This window comes from Sphingobacterium griseoflavum, assembly GCF_014653155.1.
In the GTDB taxonomy this organism is placed as follows: Bacteria; Bacteroidota; Bacteroidia; order Sphingobacteriales; family Sphingobacteriaceae; genus Sphingobacterium; species Sphingobacterium griseoflavum.
The window spans coordinates 114388-132005 of sequence record NZ_BNAF01000013.1; the positions used below are offsets into that span (position 1 = coordinate 114388).

Genomic DNA, 17618 nt, shown 5'->3' on the forward strand with positions numbered 1-17618 from the left:
TGTCTCATTAAAAGTAAAAAAAGATGAAATTTGAATTTTTATTTAACAATGTCGGTAAGCAAGCTGTATGTGCATTGTTTGCCGCAGCATTAACCTTTTCAGCTTGTAGTTCGGACTCGAATCCAGAACCTACTACGCCCGAAGATACGTATGTGGTATTATCAGGTAATATCGCTACGCAAACGCTGTCTGCTCGCAACAAATATCTGCTGTCGGGGCAAGTCTTCGTACGTTCCGGCCAGGTTTTGACAATTGAGCCGGGCACCATTATAGCGGGAGAACGCTCGTCAAGAGGTACGTTGATCATCGATCGCGGTGGCCAAATCATGGCAGAAGGTACGGCGACTGCGCCTATCGTCTTCACATCAAACCAAGCTCCTGGCGATCGCGACCGCGGAGATTGGGGCGGTATCGTGCTGTTGGGACGTGCGCCTGTAAACTTGGAAAATCCCAGCGTAGAAGGAATTACACCTGCTGCGCAGTATGGTGGAACGAGTGAAGATGATAATAGCGGTGTGATGTCTTATGTCCGGGTAGAATTTGCTGGTATCGAATTAACACCAAATAACGAAACCAATGGGATCACGTTGGGTGCTGTAGGTCGCGGAACGACATTTAATCACATCCAAGTTTCCTACGGTGGCGATGATGGTATCGAGTGGTTCGGCGGAAATGTAAATGGTGATCATTTGATCGTGTTCGGTACGTGGGATGACTGTTTCGATATAGACAATGGGTTCTCCGGAAACTTGCAGTTTGGGTTGTCCGTACGTTATCCTAGCTATGCCGACCAATCGGAGTCGAATGGTTTTGAGTGGGATACCGATGGCGACAATAATTTGGCGCGTTTCAAAACCACTGCCGTTGCATCTAACTTCACGATGATCGGCCCCGCAATCCGTACCAATGATGTCAATAACAGCATCAGCGGAAACTATCGCTATGCGGTAGATTTACGTAGAAATGTCGCTGGATCGATCTTTAACTCTGTTTTTGTGGGATACCCGAATGCTATTCGTATGAACCAGTCGTCGGTATTCCCTAACTATGTAAACAGCAGCGTGGACAACGCGGATCGTGGAGTCATTGCAAACAACATTTTTTATGCAAGAACGGCCGGTGTCATTTCAGGATCTGAAGCTACTGCACCTGTAGCCTCTATAACGGCCTATTTGGCAGCCAACGCGAACACGGTCGGTGCAGGCAACGACTTTCAAACAGCCCAAGCCTACCAAGCGCTTGGAATTAATCCTGATTTGTTCTTCGGTACAGGTCTTCGTGTAATAACACAATACCCTAGCACCCAAAATTTTGCGGTTACATCAGGTACTTTGGCTACCGGAGCAAACTTTGACTATCCGAAGTTTAGAGAGGCAAACCGCGCCAATGAATTTGATACAAGCGTAGCCTACCGTGGTGCTTTTGGTGCAACCGACTGGACGCGCGGTTGGACAGAGTTCAATCCGGTGATGGCAGCATATTAATCCAATAGTTTAAACGATACAAGCAAGAGTATGCGTACTCTTGCTTTTTTATTTTCTCGAGACATGCGTAAACTAGTTTTTGGAATACTTACTTTCCTCTTCTTCCATGCCTGCGCAAACGAAGACCGATATAAGCCGGAGACTCAACTTAGCAAGGAAGAACAAAGCGAATTTAAACGGGAAATCGTTCGTTTTGTAGGGCACTTGCCAAAATATGCGGAGCACGCTACCAAATTTGAGCAACGCTTCGATTCTGCCTACAACGCACAGGCAGAGCTGATTCAGCTCGATAAATATTTTGCGAATGATAAGGACGGCTATACGTATTTTGAAGTGTCGAGAATCGCACCCAGCTTTAAGAAAAAGTATGTGGCGACCGGCGGAAGATTAAAGCGAAACAGCGCAGGTGAATTAGAGGAATACGAAGAAATCTACCGTACCTGGAAGATGGAACCCGCGCAGTTGGCGGAAAAAACAAAGGTGTTTTTTTCGGAAATGGTAGCAGGACATGATCTATCGCCTTACTATACCGAAAATATTGGAGATACCGAACATATCGAATTTCCGGATAAGAATACCTACTACGATAAGGAAGTGCGAAAGTGGCAAGTGCGGATGACGGAATACAGCATGTCGCCCAATTGACGAATACGCTATAATAGGACCTTTAACAAGGCCGTAAAGGAGCAAGACGGGATCGAATTCGATCTCGTCTTGCTCCTTTCTTTTTGTTGTAGACAGACCTCGCCATAAACCCGCAGATGCTTTTCGGCTCAACCGGGAGACCCTTCGCGCAAACCGTAAAAAGTTTTTCAATAAAAGCGGGTAATCAAACGTTTGCGTTGCAAAATTTGCATATATTTATCCCCTGTTGACAAATTAAACTTAGCAAATTTATGTGTGGAATCGTTGGCTACGTCGGTAGCAACTTAGCATATCCGATCCTTATTGACGGATTAAAAAAATTAGAATATCGAGGCTATGATAGCGCTGGTGTGGCACTGCATACGGGCAATTCTCTAGAAGTTTATAAAAAGGAAGGCAAGGTTGCGGTCTTGGAAGATTATGTGTATGGCAAAAATATCCAGGCAACTGTCGGTATAGGCCATACCCGCTGGGCGACGCATGGTGTTCCTTCCGATAGAAATGCGCATCCGCACTACTCCAACTCGGGCAATATCGCCATGATCCATAATGGTATTATCGAAAACTATGCGCAGTTAAAAAGCGAGCTGCAGCAGAAAGGCTATACCTTCAAAAGCGATACCGACTCCGAAGTGCTCTTAAATTTTATCGAAGATATCAAGATCCATAATGAATGCACGTTGGAAGAGGCTGTGCGTGTCGCGTTGAAGCGCGTCGTGGGGGCTTATGTGATTTTGCTGATCGATACGGATTTGCCGGACACCATTATTGCCGCCCGGAAGGGAAGCCCATTGGTTATTGGTATTGGCAACAATGCACACTATTTGGGGTCCGATGCATCACCTATGCTTGCCTATACCAAAGAAGTGGTGTATATCAACGATTATGAATTGGCCATTGTTCGTCCCGATGAACTCATTCTTAAAAATCTGGGGAATGAGCGGATTACCCCTTTCGTACAGAAGCTGGATATGGAGTTGGCAGCCATAGAGAAGGGGGGCTACGATCATTTTATGCTGAAGGAAATTTTTGAGCAGCCGCAAACCATATTTGATTCGTTGCGCGGAAGGCTTGACGCCGAACAAAAGCATATCACGCTGAGCGGTGTTGATAAGATCAAGGACAAGTTGATGGAGGCAAATCGGATCATCATAGTCGCTTGTGGGACGAGCTGGCATGCTGGACTTTTAGCAGAGTATGTGATAGAGGAGTTGTGCCGCATTAATGTGGAGGTCGAATACGCTTCGGAGTTCCGTTATAGAAATCCGATTATTACGGATAAAGATGTCATCATTGCGATCTCACAGAGTGGCGAAACGGCAGATACGTTGGTGGCACTTGAGAATGCAAAAAAACAAGGTGCCACTATTTTCGGCTTAGTGAATGTGGTCGGCTCATCCATCGCGCGGTTGTCGGACGCTGGTGCATATACACATGCCGGACCCGAGATCGGCGTGGCGAGTACCAAGGCGTTCACCGCGCAGCTCGCGGTGCTGTATTTGATCGCGTTGAAAGTAGCGCGCGATAAACAGACGATCGATCAAACGCTGTTCAATAAGCTCTTGGCCGATTTGGCAAAAGTGCCGCAATTGGTGCACGATATCTTACAGGAGCAGGATGCCGCCATTAAGGAGATCGCCAATAAATATGCTGAAGCTCGCGACTTCCTGTATCTAGGTCGGGGATTTAATTTTCCAATCGCATTGGAAGGTGCGCTCAAACTCAAGGAAATATCCTACATCCACGCAGAGGGCTATCCAGCGGCTGAAATGAAGCATGGACCTATTGCTCTGGTAGACGAAAATTTACCCGTGGTGTTTGTGGCAACGAAAGACAGCTACCATGAAAAAATCGTCAGCAATATCCAAGAGATCAAAGCCCGTAAAGGACAAGTCATCGCGGTGATATCCCAAGGCGATAATGTTGTTGCCGGACTTGCCGACGATGTCATGGTAGTACCGCAGGTGCATGAGGTTATAGCGCCGTTGCTATCCGTTATCCCCTTGCAGCTATTGTCTTATTACATCGGCGTTAACCGAGGCCTTGACGTCGACAAGCCGCGCAATCTGGCCAAATCGGTAACCGTTGAATAAGCGATATGTCAAAAATTGTAAAAAAGAAGCTGACAGAGCTAGGCTACAACTTTGTTCCAGAGGCCTATTTGCAGGATCAGGACGAGTATGTTTACCGCAATCGGCAGTTTTTTGCCGACCACACGTTTAGAAGGCTTACCGATTCGGAAATAAATTGCCTTGTTCGGCAGGATAATGTCGCTAGCAATTGGCAGGATATATGGGTTACGGATCATTTTTTGCCGGAACAAATAAAGAACAATAGGTTCTATGGCATGGTGCGTATTGGCGATATGCAAGAGGTCTATCTGGAGTTCCGCGACCTGAAACTGCCTTGTGGAATTTACAATTCTACGGTCATCAGTTGCGATTTCGGCAGCACGGTGGCGGTCCACAATGTGCGGTATATGTCCCATTTTGTCGTTGGTAGCGAGGTGATGCTCGCCAATATCAACGAAATGGAGACCAGTAGCAGTGCCAAGTTCGGCAATGGTATGTTGAAAAGAGGCGATGTAGAAGAGCGCAGGATACGATTGGAACTGTGTAACGAGAACGGTGGGAGGTCGGTTTTGCCTTTTGACGGCATGCAGGCTGGTGATGTTTTTCTATGGTCTCGCTATCGGGACGATCATGTTTTGCAAACCCGGTTCCAAGAAATGGCGGAAGCGCACTTTTGCGTCGAGCACGGTCACTACAGCGAAATAGGAGACCGATCTGTGATCAAGAATACACATACCATTAAAGATGTAAAGATCGGAACGGATGCGTATATAAAAGGGGTGAATAAACTAAAAAACCTAACGATCAACTCGTCTTCCGAATCGTTTACCCAGATTGGCGAAGGTTGTGAGTTGGTGAACGGTATTATCGGCTATGGATGCCGTATTTTTTACGGCGTCAAAGCGGTGCGCTTTATCCTTTCTTCCAATTCGCAATTGAAGTATGGCGCTCGTTTGATCAATTCTTTTTTGGGGGATAATTCGACAATCTCCTGTTGTGAAGTCCTGAATTCACTGATATTCCCAGCACATGAACAGCACCATAATAATTCATTTTTATGTGCATCGGTGGTGAAAGGACAAAGTAACATGGCCGCGGGAGCTACGGTGGGGTCCAACCATAATTCGCGCGCCGCCGATGGCGAGATTGTTGCAGGAAGAGGGTTTTGGCCCGGGCTCTGCGTCAGTTTAAAACACAATTCCCGTTTTGCAGCCTACACGCTGATCGTGAAAGGGGATTTTCTGCACGAATTGGATATTAAGTTTCCTTTTTGCTTGGTAAGCAATGAAGTCGATACCAATCGCCTCGTGATATTGCCCGGCTATTGGTTTCTTTATAACATGTACGCGTTGATGCGTAACACGTCAAAGTTCCAAGCCCGCGACAAGCGTAAGTTTAAAAATCAGTATATAGAGTATGATGTGTTGGCGCCGGATACCATCAATGAAATGTTCGAAGCCATGCGTGAAATCGAAGTAGCCGTTGGAAAGACTTTTTCCGGAGAGGGTGTTACTCCGGAAACGTGGTCTGCCAACGGGCGACTGCACTTGTTGGGGGAGGAGTCGCTTCTGGGACAACCTATTCTATTGGATAATGTCGAATATTCGAAGCGTAAAGTGGTGCTCGCTAAACCTAGAGAGGCTTATCTGGTGTATCGGCGCATGATCCGTTATTACGCGGCGCTGGAGCTTATCCATGCGCTGGAAGCCAGTGCTTCTTCAGTGGATTTTTGGACTGATATAGCCGAGATCGGTGGACAACGCGAGCCTTTTGAAAATATCGGTGGACAGTTGGTTCCGCGCCAAAAACTGGATAACCTATTGGATCAAGTGCGGGTGGGAGGGGTGCCGTCTTGGCACGATATGCATGCATATTACCACGAATGGAGTCGAGCGTATCCACGAGATCGCTTCGTGCACGCCGTACATGCCTTGGCCGAAATTTCAGGTACTTCGATCGGCGAATGGGACGACACCTTCTTACAGACGCTGCTCACCGATGCTTTGGAAACCAAACGGTGGATCTGTGCAGAAATAGAGAGTGCCCGTTCTAAAGATTATCAAAATACATTCAAGCAAATGCTGTACGATTCTTACGCTGAAATGGAAGAAGTTGTGGGCAAACTAGCCGATAACGACTTTATCAATAAGGAGAAAGCCGCTTTGCTAGATTTTGAACGCACTGTTGAACGTCTATCGCATAAGCTCTAGGGTATATCCTAGAGCTTAATTTTTGACAGGCGGAAGGGTTTTCTTACCGCGCTGTGGGCTGCGCGCTTCGCCACGTTTGCTTGCAGCTCCGTCACAGCGGCAGGTTTATAAGGATTTTTACGGACATCATCACCGAAAAGCTTTTCGAACCAGGTGCATGCGGCGGTAAAGCGGCCATAATCGAGCTGTAGATGATAGCCATCACGCGTATAGTTGTCCCCTATAGAGCTGCTACGCGCATTTTGTATCGCCGTTCCGGCCGGGATAATCTTTTGGAAATAACCTGAACGTTTGATCTTTTTCGAAGTTTCCGCGATAGCGCCGTACATAGTCGACTGGTCGTTGCCATAATTTTTAAATCCTTCATGCTTGGAATCCCTTTGGTAAGCCCAAGTTTGGTGGTAGACAAAAGCCGGCTTAGGACCCACCTGCCCTCTTACGTATTGTACAAGTTCCGGTAAGCTTTCCATGATGTTCGCATAATTGCCTGAAAGCGGACTCGCTTGTTGGAAACTGATGTAGTCCCATGGCTCGTCTTTCAACGCCTCGGCAATGCTGACGCCATTTTTCGTTTTTTTATTGCCATCTAGCAATACCTTTCTATAGCTATAGTCGTGACGATCTTCACGGACATTTTTGGCATGCAACGAAAGGGGCGCTCCACCGATGTATAGATTGCCGATAATGATCTGCTTGTCGGCGGCGGCGGCCAACTCGTGCAGGTAGTTTTCGATGCCATCTTCGGAAAAGCTGTTGCCGATAGCTAAAATTCGCAACACACCGTCGGCAGCACTGACTTGTACATAAAAAACAAGCTGTATAATCAATAATAGGGGGAGTAGGAAACTGTTTTTTTTCATGGTTCTTTTTTTTGGAGGCCGAGCTGCTACGCAATAGGTCGAAAGCCGCTGGCGAACAATTGCGGGTTTGCACATTATTTGACAGCAGCCAGCGCCCAACGAAGATAAGGAATAGCCTCCGTTTATAGCGCCTTGACCTTAAACATTTTGCACTTTAATGCCCGAAATGTGACCCAACAATGGTATTTTTGAGCTACAATGGCGTATAAGTTTGTAGATAATTACCGAGAAAAAGGTGCGCGAAAGCAGCTGGTAAACACCTTGGAAAAACGGGGGATTGAAGATAAAAGGGTGCTCCAGGCAATAGGCAAAGTGCCTCGCCATTTTTTCTTCGACGAAACTTTCTGGAATCAAGCTTACCGCGATATCGCTTTTCCTATCGGGGATGGACAGACCATTTCACAACCCTACACGGTGGCTTATCAGTCGGAGTTGTTGCACGTGAAAAAAGGGGACAAGGTGCTCGAGATAGGGACTGGATCGGGATACCAAACCTGTATTTTGATGGAACTAGGTGCCGAGGTGTTCACCATAGAACGGCAGGAATCCCTGTACCAACGCACGATTCAAGTGCTGCCCTATATGGGCTATAAGCCGCATTTTTTTTTGGGAGATGGCTCTAAGGGTATTCCCGGACATGCACCTTACGATAAGATCATCGTAACCGCCGGTGCGCCTTTCGTACCAGAGCTGATGCTGAAACAGTTGCGATATGGCGGCCTGCTCGTCATTCCCGTAGGAGATGAAAAATCCCAAAAGATGGTGACGATCCTGCGGGTAGGGGAAAATGATTTTGAACGTATCGAGCTGGATACGTTTCGATTCGTGCCCCTAGTAGGAGATCAAGCTTGGTAAAATGGCTGTTAAAATAGAAATAAAAGCTTGGTACTGCCAAGCTTTTCCTATTTTTATCGCATGATATATCAGCAGTACCAAGATCAGATCAAAACCTCTACCGAGGAAATACAACAGCTAAATAAACTCATCAACAACAATAGTTTTGCGCGCCTATTTGTCATTATCGGTGGCGGCGCTTTATTGTTCTACAGTTTTCAATGGAACAATGTGCCCTTGGTACTCCTGTTGATGATTGGTATTGTTTTGCTTTTTGTTTTCCTGATACGGCGACAGAGCCGATTGGAGCAGAAGAGAGCCGATGCAATCGCCTTTCTTTCTGTCAATGAGAACGAGCTTGCTGTAAAAAATACACGCCATAATATGTATGATGGGGGGCAAGAGTTCGAAGACAATCTGCATCCGTATACGTCGGATCTTGATGTTTTTGGCGATTTCTCGCTTTTTGCGCGTATCAACCGAGCGGCGACACAATTAGGGAAAGCCACCTTAGCGCAATGGCTCAAATCGGCAGCGCACAAATCGGTTATTGAGCAAAGGCAACAGGCCACGGCAGAAATGGCAGATGACGTTGTATGGAGCCAGCAATTTCAGGCTAAACTCGTATTTAATCTTTCTCAGAAAATAGAGATGAAATCCTTTCTTGCACGCTATTTTCAAGATGCTGGATTGTCTTTTGGTGGTACCTTGCTCAAACGCTATGTCACTATAGTGCCTTACATCATGTTGGCACTGATACTCGTTTCTGTTTTTACTGTTCCTTTGTGGCCCTATGTGGGCACACTCGCGCTGTTCCATCTGCTATGGACCCTCAGAATGGGCGGTAAGGTAAGCCTCTTTTCAAGCAAGATAGATAAGGTGGGAAAGGTGCTTGCGGCCTATGCGGAAGGGCTAGCACTTGTGGAGAAAAAATCTTTCAAAAGCAGCCTGACGATAGGTTTGCAAGAAAAGCTGCGGGTAAAAGATACTCGCCTGTCGGACGCGTTCAAGCAGCTATCGTCACTTATTGACAACTTGGATGCGCGCAACAATATGCTGGTTGGCGCCCTGTTGAATATGTTCTTGCTCTGGGATTTCAAATACGTCATGAAGATTGTGCAATGGAAAGGTAAATACGAAGCGAATATCTTAGTGGCTTTCGATGTCATTGCAGAATTTGAAGCGTTAAACGCGTTGGCTATCTTAAAAAGAAATGAACCCGCATGGACAATGCCTAAGATTTTGGATCAGTCCACCGGTGCAATAACTTGCCGACATATCGCCCATCCTTTAATTGCAGCGAACAATTCGGTGGCTAATGACTACAGCAACGCCGAGCATCATATCGCCTTGATTACAGGTTCTAACATGGCTGGAAAAAGCACGTTTTTGCGTACGGTAGGCATCAATGCCGTGCTGGCTTATGCAGGAGCGGTTTGCTGCGCCACTTCGCTTAGCTTGCCCATCTGCCACCTTATTTCCTATATGCGCATCAAGGATTCGCTGAACGAAAGCACCTCAACCTTTAAAGCAGAGCTTGATCGAATGCGATTTATCCTCGATACGGTAGGCCAAGACCCGCATAGTTTTTTCCTGATCGACGAAATGTTGCGGGGCACCAACTCCGTAGATAAGTACTTAGGCTCGCGTGCTATTATCCAAAAGCTCATCAGTATGCAGGGAAAAGGTATGGTTGCCACACACGATCTGCAGTTGGCTACGCTCGAGGAGGAGTATGCCGGCAAAGTGCAAAATTACCACTTTGACATTCAGGTCTCCGAAGGAGAAATGTTGTTCGATTACAAATTGAAGCACGGACGCTGCACCATATTCAATGCTTCCATGTTGCTGAAAGGGATTGGGATCGATGTAGAGCAGGCATAAGACTATTTATATTAACAAATAACGAATAATGACAGTAGAAGAAAGGATTACGCGCACGGAAACCCGCGTGTGCACAACGGTTTTCCCCTTTTTAACAAATCATCACGATACCCTTTTTGGGGGAAAGGCCATGGCTATTATGGATGAAGTGTCGTTCATGGCAGCCACCCGCTTTTGTCGTAAACGGCTGGTCACGGTATCGACAGACCGTATTGACTTTGAAAAGGCTATTCCTTCCGGAAGTATTATCGAAGCGGTGGCGAAGGTTGCGAGCATTGGGCGTACCAGTCTGAAGGTCAAGGTCGAGATATACCTTGAAAAGATGTATGAGGAGGGGCGTGAGCTGGCTATCCAGGGGATGTTCACATTTGTAGCCTTGGATGATGAGAAAAGGCCCATCCCAGTCCTGTCGGGGCTTGATATCGACGAGTAGGTTTTAAAGAGGGGCTAGCCCCTCTCTATTGTACCTTTTGCCCGAGCATACTGCTCGGCCCAATCCAAGTCGGCCGCCAAATCGGCCGCAGCATGGTAAACGAAATGTGGGTCGTCTAAGAAAGCACGCGCAACCAAAACCAAGTCGGCCTGCTCATTTTCCACAATAGCTTCTGCCTGTATCCCCGATGTAATCATCCCGACGGCTGCCGTGATGAGGCCACTCTCCCGTTTTATTTTCTCAGCAAATGGCACCTGGTAGTTTGGGCCAACATCGATCTTTTGATGACGCACAGCACCACCCGAAGAAACATCGATCACTTCAACGCCTCGTTCTTTCAAAATCTTCGCAAGCGCCACACTCTGTTCGACATCCCATCCTCCCTCGGCCCAGTCGCTGGCCGATATTCTCACCCATAAGGACTGATTAGCGGTGAGGGGGGCGACAGCATCAACGACCTCCAGTAGAAAGCGGATCCGGTTTTCAAAGCTCCCCCCATACTCATCATTCCGCAGATTGACCAATGGGGAAAGGAATTGGTGGATAAGGTAACCGTGGGCGGCATGTATTTCAATAATTTCGTAACCCGATTTGATGGCACGTTCTGCGGCCTCCCGAAACCGGACAACAATATCCTGAATTGCTGTTCGGCTCAATTCCAAAGGGGGGTGATCTTTTTCATGGAAGGGAATAGCAGAGGGGGCTACCGTTTGCCAGCCAAATTCATGTTCCGGCAGATATTGTGCCTTGCCCTCCCAAGGCTTGCGATCGCTACCCTTTCTGCCTGCATGTGCCAATTGGATGCCTGGAATACTCCCTTGTGATTTGATGAAGGTCGTAATCTGCCTATACTTTTCTATATGATCGTCTTTCCAAATCCCAAGATCCCAGAAGGATATGCGCCCCTCTGGAGCAATGGCGGTAGCTTCTTGGATTACGGCGCCGGCTTTACCGATCGCAAACTGTCCAAGATGAACCAAATGCCAGTCATTGGCAAAACCATCGTATCCGGAATATTGACACATCGGTGATACCACTACGCGATTTGGAAGTTCCATGTTGGAAAGCGGAAATGCCTGTATTATTTTTGCCATAAGCTATATTTTTTCTTTAAGTTATTCGCTGCTGTCTGCCGGCGCGCAAGATTGCTATATGATGGCAGCTTAGCCGCGCCCTAATCTTTTGATATTCCATGACCCCACTGCATACTGTCTGTCATCGCCAAAAAAGGGGGATTATTTTCATAACCCCCCTTTGCGTATTTAAGTTTGTCTTTCCTAGGTAAAAAGCGAACTTTATTTCGTCTGAAAAAATCAACATGTTTCGCCCTGTGTCGAATATAGTCCGACTTGTATCAGGCGACGGGATGCTCGCTGCAGCCAACCGACCCTTAGCGTTTCATCGCCCGGTCAAGCTCCCGTTTGCTCTCCCTTTCCTTTAATGTCTCCCGCTTGTCAAAGTCTTTTTTTCCTTGCGCCAAAGCAATTTCCACCTTTGCAAAGCCACGTTCACTGATGAATATCCGAAGCGGCACAATAGTGAAGCCTTTTTCTTCCCCTTTGTCACGAAGTTTTTTCATTTCCCGTTTGGTCAGCAATAGTTGCCGATCGCGCTTCGCTTCATGATTGTAGAAGGATCCAAAAGAGTATTCAGCAATGTGCATATTCCGTATATATAAACCGTCTTCAAGGAAACTGCAGAAGCTGTCGTTGATATTTGCCTTCCCCTCCCGGATCGATTTGATTTCTGTACCCAATAACCGTATGCCGGCCGTGTATCGTTCCAATAAATGGTATTCGAAGGATGCGCGCTTATTCTTTATATTGATAGTGGATGATAGTGCCATGTTATTCCTGTAAATGGCAAAAGTAAAGAATTAAAACTTTTGTGGAACTTTTAATTGCAAACTATTGCTAATCTCTTAACAATAATTTAATTTTATGATATTCATATGGTTTTTAAATGAGGTTAAATCAATCGAGTTTCGTATGTTTGCAGCGGTTTTTTTTGAGCTGAATGTATACAATATTGGTTTTTAATAGGTTGTCAGATGATGTCTTTTTTTGATGCCCATCCGTGTTAGAAACGTAAAATTGTATATTTTTGTTTATAATTATATTTTTGACGTTTAATGTGCGAAGGTCAAAAGTTAAGTCAGCTTACATTATAGAAATTATATCACAAAAAATAGAATACCTACAGCATGAGTAAGGGAAAGTTAAGTGAAAGAACGTCTAAGTTCCTAGAGAGTGAACTGGAGCCCATCAAGTCTAATAATCTTTATGCGTATTTTAGACCTATTCAGTCCAAGCAAGATACGGAGGTGATTATTGATGGGAAGCGTGTATTGATGTTCGGATCAAACTCTTATCTAGGGTTGACAACAGACGTACGAATCATAGAGGCTGCCCAAGATGCTTTAGCAAAATATGGTACAGGTTGTGCCGGTTCTCGTTTTTTGAATGGCACGTTGGATATCCATGTGGAGTTGGAAGAGAAGTTGGCTAGTTATGTGGGAAAAGAGGCTGCTATTTTGTTCAGTACAGGATTTCAATCCAATTTAGGCCCTTTGTCATGTTTAACAGGCCGTAATGATTATATTCTTTTGGATGAGCGAAATCATGCATCCATCATCGATGGCAGTAGGTTGTCATTCTCAAAAGTGATCAAATACGCGCACAATGATATGGATGACTTGCGCGCTAAAATGTCCAGGCTGCCCGAAGATAGCCTGAAGCTCATTGCCACGGATGGTATTTTCAGCATGGAAGGTGATATCGTTAATTTGCCCGACATGGTGGCCATTGCCGAAGAATATGATGCAGCCATTTTATGTGATGATGCCCATAGTTTGGGGGTCATTGGCGACCGCGGTGCGGGTACATCGTCCCATTTTGGTTTAACGGAAAACGTTGATTTGATCATGGGGACATTCAGCAAGTCCTTGGCTTCTTTAGGTGGTTTCGTCGCTGCAGATGCGCAGACGATAGAATACCTCAAGCACCGCGCACGCTCCCTTATGTTCAGTGCCAGCATGACGCCTGCATCGGTTGCATCCACGTTAAAGGCATTGGAAATTATCCAATCGGAACCCGAACATATTGAAAAGCTGTGGGCCAATACCAACTATGCGAAAAAGCTGTTGTTGGATAACGGCTTTGATTTGGGATCTACGGAAAGTCCTATCCTACCCATTTTCGTCCGAAATAACGACAAAACCTATTACGTGACAAAAATGCTGCAAGATAGTGGCGTGTTTGTCAATCCCGTTGTTGCCCCTGCTGTACCTGCAGAAGAGTCATTGATTCGTTTCTCCCTGATGGCAACGCATACCTTCGATCAAATTGATGAAGCGGTGGACAAAATGGCGAAAGTGTTCAAAACCGTAGAAGTAGAATCCTTTATGAACTAACGATATGGTCGAGATCCTGCCTGTCTTAACGAAAAAGCAACTTGCGAAATTCATCGATCTGCCGCATGATCTCTATGCGAAGGATCCCAATTATGTACCAGAGCTTTTTTTGGGACAGCAAGATCTATTATCGAGTAATAAGCATCCTTTCTATAAACATTCCCAAGCGCAGGCCTTTTTGGCTTACCAAGATGGCGCTTTGGTGGGGCGCGTGCTTGCGATATGGAACACCAACCATAATGCCTTCAACAATGTTTCGGAAGGACAGTTCGGTTTTTTCGAGAGCATAAACGATCAGGAGGTAGCCAATCGACTGTTGGAAACCGCAGAAAGTTGGGTGAAAGGCAAAGGTGCCGACCGTATCGTTGGCCCTATCAATCTTACGACGAATGATACCTGCGGTTTGCTCGTGCAGGGTTTTGACCAACCGCCCATGGCAATGATGCCCTATAATCCGCCCTATTATATGGAGCTGATCAAACAAGCTGGCTTTGCCGATAAGGTGGATTTAAGAGCTTATTACGTAACCACGGAAACAGCAAACCAACGCTCGGTGTTGCTATTGGATCGTTTGGAGGAACGGCTAAAAAGATCCGGAATTATACTTCGGCAGATTAATCTGAAGGATTTTGCCAACGAAGCCAAAAAGATCAAACAGGTGTACAACAAAGCGTGGGATAAAAATCTAGGCTTTGTGCCGATGACCGATGAGGAATTCAATCATACCGCGAAAGATCTCAAAATGATCGTCGATCCCAAATACTGTATCGTGGCAGAAAAAGATGGCGAAGTCATTGGCTTTGCTCTTGGTATCCCGAATATCAATGAGGTGCAAATCAAGATCAAGCGCGGACGACTGTTGCCCTTCGGTATATGGAAGCTTCTTTTCGGGTTGAAAAAGATCAAAACCATTCGGGTGTTGATGCTTGGCGTATTGGACGGCTACCGCAAATTGGGGATCGAAGCCTGTTTATATGGATATATTATAAAAAATGCGATTCCTTCGGGTATCGTTGCTGCAGAATGTTCGTGGATGTTGGATCATAATTACATGATGAATCATGCCATTGAACAGATCAACGGCGAGTTGTACAAGCGCTATCGCCTGTACGAAAAATCAATATGAAAAAGAAGATTCTAATCACGGGCGCTAGTGGCTTTGTGGGTTCTCATTTGGCACAAGCTGCCGCAGACGCTGGGCACGAAGTGCACGCCGCCGTTAGAAAATCAAGTGATCTTACTGCTATCAAGTCTTGTGTTCGTCAGTTTGTCTATCCAAATTTTGACGATATGGAGGAACTACGCAATTTTTTTGACACACAGCGATACGACTACGTGATTCATGCTGCAGCATTGACAAAGGCTAAGTCGGAAAAGGAAATGTATGCCGTCAACGTCGGTGTCACGGAACGTCTGTTGCATGGGGCTTTCCATAGTGTTGCGCCTCCACAACGGTTTGTTTTTGTAAGTAGCCTGGCGGCTATCGGTCCGGTAGCTTATGATGCTGAAATTACGGACGAAGCTCCTTACAGCCCTATTACCCGATATGGTCGCAGCAAACAGGCTGCCGAGGAGATGATCAAGTCGAAGTTTTCGGATAAACCCATTACCGTGGTGCGGCCGACTGCAGTCTATGGGCCAAGGGAAAAAGATCTGTTCATCCTCTTTCGCACGATGGACAAAGGTCTTGATGCCTACATCGGCAGAGCACCACAAAAATTATCCTTTGTGTACGTCAAGGATTTAGCGGGGCTTTTACTAAATGCTTGTGTTGCCCCTCAGCATGGGCTGACATTTTTTAATATTACCGACGGGCAAACCTATTCCCGGTATGCCATGGCCGATATTTTTAAAGAAACGTTTGCCAAGAAACTTTTTAGGATTCACGTATCCGTAGGCATGGTATCCAAACTGGCGAAATTAGCGCAATGGCTCTATCGTAACTCCAAGCAAACACCGGTCATCTACCCAGAGCGGATCGGCGAATTGACAGCTCAAAACTGGAGCTGCGATATCGCTAGGGCGAAGGATATCTTACATTACAAACCAAAGTATAATTTAGCCAGCGGCTTAAGAGAAAGTTTGCTCTGGTATAAGCAAAACAAATGGTTCTAAACAGCACCTTATGAGTCAAGAAATCAACAAAAAACTTTTCGAAGATCGGAAAAGAACAAATATTTTAAGTGTACCCGAACAGAAATTTATTTCTTATCTGGTGCCTCGCATCCCGAATACTATATCTTCTGACGGCCTTACAGCGATTGGGTTTTTGGGTTCTGTGATGATTTTGGGCAGTTTCCTGTTGGCAGAATACGTGGCAAGACCCTTGTTGCTTTTGGGAATAGTGGGTTTTTTTGTGCAATGGTTCGGCGATTCGTTGGACGGTCGTATAGCTTTTTACAGAAATAAGTCGCGCAAGTGGTACGGTTTCGCGCTGGATATCGTGATGGACTGGATCAGTACGGTGATGATAGGCTTAGGATATGTTTTTTACGCGCCTGGCGACTTCAAGTATTCGGGGTTCGCATTGGTGTCGCTATATGGCTGGGCCATGATTATCTCGCAGTTGCGCTACCGGATCACGGATAAATATACCATCGACGCGGGGGTCATGGGGCCCACCGAAATACGTGTGGTGATCTGCGCCGTGCTTTTGGCGGAAGTGCTTTTCCCCGGGAGTATCAACTATTTGGTGATCGGCATCTGTGCGGGACTTTTCGTTATCAATTGCGTTGATACCAAGAAGTTGTTGCATCTAGGGGATTTGAAAGACTGGGAGGACAAGGCAAGGAAAAAAGAAGAAGTGGTACCCCATGAAGCAGAACTATAGGTTTCCAGCACGCGATTTCATGCTTTCCTTCGGTAAAGCGCAGATCTCTGCCTTCCTTGGGGGACTATCCGACTTTGCCATTTATACCTATTGCCTTCAAATGTTGGCCTATTCAGCACATGGTGCTAATGTGATAAGCGGATCGCTAGGTGCCATCGTTAACTTTCTTCTTAATCGTTATTGGGCCTTTGATAATAAAACGACAGCGATTGGTAAGCAAATTTGGAAGTTTGTGCTCGTTGTCATAGGGAGTATAACACTGAAATCAACCGGGATTTATTTGCTTGTCGACTACCTGTTTTTTAATCCTTTTTATTCCAAATTGATCGTGGAAATTTTGGTTTCCCTTGGTTTCAACTTCACGCTGCAAAAATACTGGGTTTTTCGGAAGTAGCTTCCCTTAGGTAGCGAAATCTCGCTTCATTATAATCACCTACGCCGTTTCTTCGTGTGCTTTAATAGTCGTAGCTATATCGAACCCGTACGATTTTTTGCACAGCAGATCGCTCACCATTCCAAAAATAATTGCATGCGGTGCACAATAATCCGATGTGCACGTTCGTTATTACTGTTCTTGCAACCGAAGCGGGACGGACTTAAGCAGGGTTCGTAAATTATCCTTCACTGCACCAGCTTGTTGCGGTCTATGGCTAATAAATAAGCTGGAATAGTTTGCAGGATATATGCCAAAGTTCCTATCTTTGCACCACTCCGCAAGGGAGGGACGGTTGAAAAGCGAAAAACAGAAGACGGAAAAGGCCTTTAACGGGTCGGTTCCACGGTTTCGGGCCCCACAGGGGCAGAAAAAAAGTTCAATTTTATTTTGCGGGACCGGAAAAATCTTCTACCTTTGCAGTCCCAACGAGAAGGAGGGAAAGAAAAAAGATAGTTCGGGCAGCGATGCCACGATATATAAAAAGCCAAAGCGCGACGCGGCGGCGATAGAAGTTCTTT

16 protein-coding genes are annotated in these 17618 nt (G+C 46.0%); 13 read left to right on the forward strand and 3 right to left on the reverse strand.

Annotated elements, in window-relative coordinates:
- Positions 1 to 23: 23 nt before the first annotated feature.
- From IE165_RS16140 to IE165_RS16155, 4 genes are all read left to right on the forward strand, one after another.
- Positions 24 to 1484: a beta-helix domain-containing protein gene (locus tag IE165_RS16140; RefSeq protein WP_189627680.1), complete on the forward strand. Its 1461-nt coding sequence runs from the start codon at positions 24 to 26 to the stop codon at positions 1482 to 1484.
- A 63-nt stretch (positions 1485 to 1547) separates the two neighbouring features.
- Positions 1548 to 2129 carry a hypothetical protein gene (locus IE165_RS16145; RefSeq protein WP_189627681.1) on the forward strand — a complete coding sequence of 194 codons (582 nt, stop codon included), beginning with the start codon at positions 1548 to 1550 and terminating at the stop codon, positions 2127 to 2129.
- Between the two features lie 251 nt (positions 2130 to 2380).
- Positions 2381 to 4222: a glutamine--fructose-6-phosphate transaminase (isomerizing) gene (gene glmS, locus IE165_RS16150; protein WP_189627682.1), complete on the forward strand. Its 1842-nt coding sequence runs from the start codon at positions 2381 to 2383 to the stop codon at positions 4220 to 4222.
- Positions 4223 to 4227: 5 nt separating this feature from the next.
- Positions 4228 to 6411 carry a DUF4954 family protein gene (locus IE165_RS16155; RefSeq protein WP_189627683.1) on the forward strand — a complete coding sequence of 728 codons (2184 nt, stop codon included), beginning with the start codon at positions 4228 to 4230 and terminating at the stop codon, positions 6409 to 6411.
- Between the two features lie 8 nt (positions 6412 to 6419).
- Here IE165_RS16155 and IE165_RS16160 read toward each other — a convergent pair whose 3' ends face one another.
- Positions 6420 to 7271 (reverse strand): DUF4886 domain-containing protein, encoded by an 852-nt coding sequence (locus IE165_RS16160; protein ID WP_189627684.1) that lies wholly within the window; start codon positions 7269 to 7271, stop codon positions 6420 to 6422.
- Between the two features lie 198 nt (positions 7272 to 7469).
- On the opposite strand from IE165_RS16160, the gene IE165_RS16165 reads away from it, so the two are divergent.
- From IE165_RS16165 to IE165_RS16175, 3 genes are read left to right on the forward strand one after another with little or no spacing between them, the layout of a single operon-like run.
- Positions 7470 to 8126: a protein-L-isoaspartate(D-aspartate) O-methyltransferase gene (locus IE165_RS16165; RefSeq protein ID WP_189627685.1), complete on the forward strand. Its 657-nt coding sequence runs from the start codon at positions 7470 to 7472 to the stop codon at positions 8124 to 8126.
- 60 nt (positions 8127 to 8186) lie between these two features.
- Positions 8187 to 9989 carry a MutS-related protein gene (locus IE165_RS16170; RefSeq protein WP_189627686.1) on the forward strand — a complete coding sequence of 601 codons (1803 nt, stop codon included), beginning with the start codon at positions 8187 to 8189 and terminating at the stop codon, positions 9987 to 9989.
- A gap of 28 nt (positions 9990 to 10017) precedes the next feature.
- On the forward strand, positions 10018 to 10422 hold the full coding sequence (locus tag IE165_RS16175) for an acyl-CoA thioesterase (protein WP_189627687.1): 405 nt from the start codon (positions 10018 to 10020) through the stop codon (positions 10420 to 10422).
- A 14-nt stretch (positions 10423 to 10436) separates the two neighbouring features.
- On the opposite strand, the gene IE165_RS16180 is transcribed toward IE165_RS16175, so the two are convergent.
- Both IE165_RS16180 and smpB read right to left on the reverse strand, forming a co-directional pair.
- Positions 10437 to 11516 carry an NADH:flavin oxidoreductase/NADH oxidase gene (locus IE165_RS16180; RefSeq protein ID WP_189627688.1) on the reverse strand — a complete coding sequence of 360 codons (1080 nt, stop codon included), beginning with the start codon at positions 11514 to 11516 and terminating at the stop codon, positions 10437 to 10439.
- Between the two features lie 296 nt (positions 11517 to 11812).
- Positions 11813 to 12268 (reverse strand): SsrA-binding protein SmpB, encoded by a 456-nt coding sequence (gene smpB, locus IE165_RS16185; protein ID WP_189627689.1) that lies wholly within the window; start codon positions 12266 to 12268, stop codon positions 11813 to 11815.
- 357 nt (positions 12269 to 12625) lie between these two features.
- On the opposite strand from smpB, the gene spt reads away from it, so the two are divergent.
- The 6 genes from spt to IE165_RS18535 form a co-directional block, all read left to right on the forward strand.
- Positions 12626 to 13834 (forward strand): serine palmitoyltransferase, encoded by a 1209-nt coding sequence (spt, locus tag IE165_RS16190; RefSeq protein WP_189627690.1) that lies wholly within the window; start codon positions 12626 to 12628, stop codon positions 13832 to 13834.
- A 4-nt stretch (positions 13835 to 13838) separates the two neighbouring features.
- On the forward strand, positions 13839 to 14960 hold the full coding sequence (locus IE165_RS16195; protein ID WP_189627691.1) for a hypothetical protein: 1122 nt from the start codon (positions 13839 to 13841) through the stop codon (positions 14958 to 14960).
- On the forward strand, positions 14957 to 15949 hold the full coding sequence (locus tag IE165_RS16200) for an NAD-dependent epimerase/dehydratase family protein (RefSeq protein WP_189627692.1): 993 nt from the start codon (positions 14957 to 14959) through the stop codon (positions 15947 to 15949). Before IE165_RS16195 ends, IE165_RS16200 begins: the two co-directional genes overlap by 4 nt.
- Positions 15950 to 15959: 10 nt before the next feature.
- A complete protein-coding gene (locus tag IE165_RS16205; protein ID WP_189627693.1) occupies positions 15960 to 16664 on the forward strand; it encodes a CDP-alcohol phosphatidyltransferase family protein in 705 nt (234 codons plus the stop codon).
- Complete coding sequence (locus IE165_RS16210; RefSeq protein ID WP_229826599.1) at positions 16648 to 17058, forward strand: GtrA family protein; 411 nt, start codon at positions 16648 to 16650, stop codon at positions 17056 to 17058. The genes IE165_RS16205 and IE165_RS16210 overlap by 17 nt, the downstream gene beginning before the upstream one ends.
- 289 nt (positions 17059 to 17347) lie before the next feature.
- The coding region (locus tag IE165_RS18535) for a hypothetical protein (RefSeq protein WP_229826600.1) at positions 17348 to 17618 on the forward strand (271 nt) is incomplete at its 3' end.

What these genes read in the sequence shown, in the direction of transcription:
- IE165_RS16140 (WP_189627680.1), top strand. Translation starts at nt 24, where the DNA reads ATGAAATTTGAATTTTTATTTAACAATGTCGGTAAGCAAGCTGTATGT.
- IE165_RS16145 (WP_189627681.1), top strand. Translation starts at nt 1,548, where the DNA reads ATGCGTAAACTAGTTTTTGGAATACTTACTTTCCTCTTCTTCCATGCC.
- glmS (WP_189627682.1), top strand. Translation starts at nt 2,381, where the DNA reads ATGTGTGGAATCGTTGGCTACGTCGGTAGCAACTTAGCATATCCGATC.
- IE165_RS16155 (WP_189627683.1), top strand. Translation starts at nt 4,228, where the DNA reads ATGTCAAAAATTGTAAAAAAGAAGCTGACAGAGCTAGGCTACAACTTT.
- IE165_RS16160 (WP_189627684.1), bottom strand. Translation starts at nt 7,271, where the DNA reads ATGAAAAAAAACAGTTTCCTACTCCCCCTATTATTGATTATACAGCTT.
- IE165_RS16165 (WP_189627685.1), top strand. Translation starts at nt 7,470, where the DNA reads ATGGCGTATAAGTTTGTAGATAATTACCGAGAAAAAGGTGCGCGAAAG.
- IE165_RS16170 (WP_189627686.1), top strand. Translation starts at nt 8,187, where the DNA reads ATGATATATCAGCAGTACCAAGATCAGATCAAAACCTCTACCGAGGAA.
- IE165_RS16175 (WP_189627687.1), top strand. Translation starts at nt 10,018, where the DNA reads ATGACAGTAGAAGAAAGGATTACGCGCACGGAAACCCGCGTGTGCACA.
- IE165_RS16180 (WP_189627688.1), bottom strand. Translation starts at nt 11,516, where the DNA reads ATGGCAAAAATAATACAGGCATTTCCGCTTTCCAACATGGAACTTCCA.
- smpB (WP_189627689.1), bottom strand. Translation starts at nt 12,268, where the DNA reads ATGGCACTATCATCCACTATCAATATAAAGAATAAGCGCGCATCCTTC.
- spt (WP_189627690.1), top strand. Translation starts at nt 12,626, where the DNA reads ATGAGTAAGGGAAAGTTAAGTGAAAGAACGTCTAAGTTCCTAGAGAGT.
- IE165_RS16195 (WP_189627691.1), top strand. Translation starts at nt 13,839, where the DNA reads ATGGTCGAGATCCTGCCTGTCTTAACGAAAAAGCAACTTGCGAAATTC.
- IE165_RS16200 (WP_189627692.1), top strand. Translation starts at nt 14,957, where the DNA reads ATGAAAAAGAAGATTCTAATCACGGGCGCTAGTGGCTTTGTGGGTTCT.
- IE165_RS16205 (WP_189627693.1), top strand. Translation starts at nt 15,960, where the DNA reads ATGAGTCAAGAAATCAACAAAAAACTTTTCGAAGATCGGAAAAGAACA.
- IE165_RS16210 (WP_229826599.1), top strand. Translation starts at nt 16,648, where the DNA reads ATGAAGCAGAACTATAGGTTTCCAGCACGCGATTTCATGCTTTCCTTC.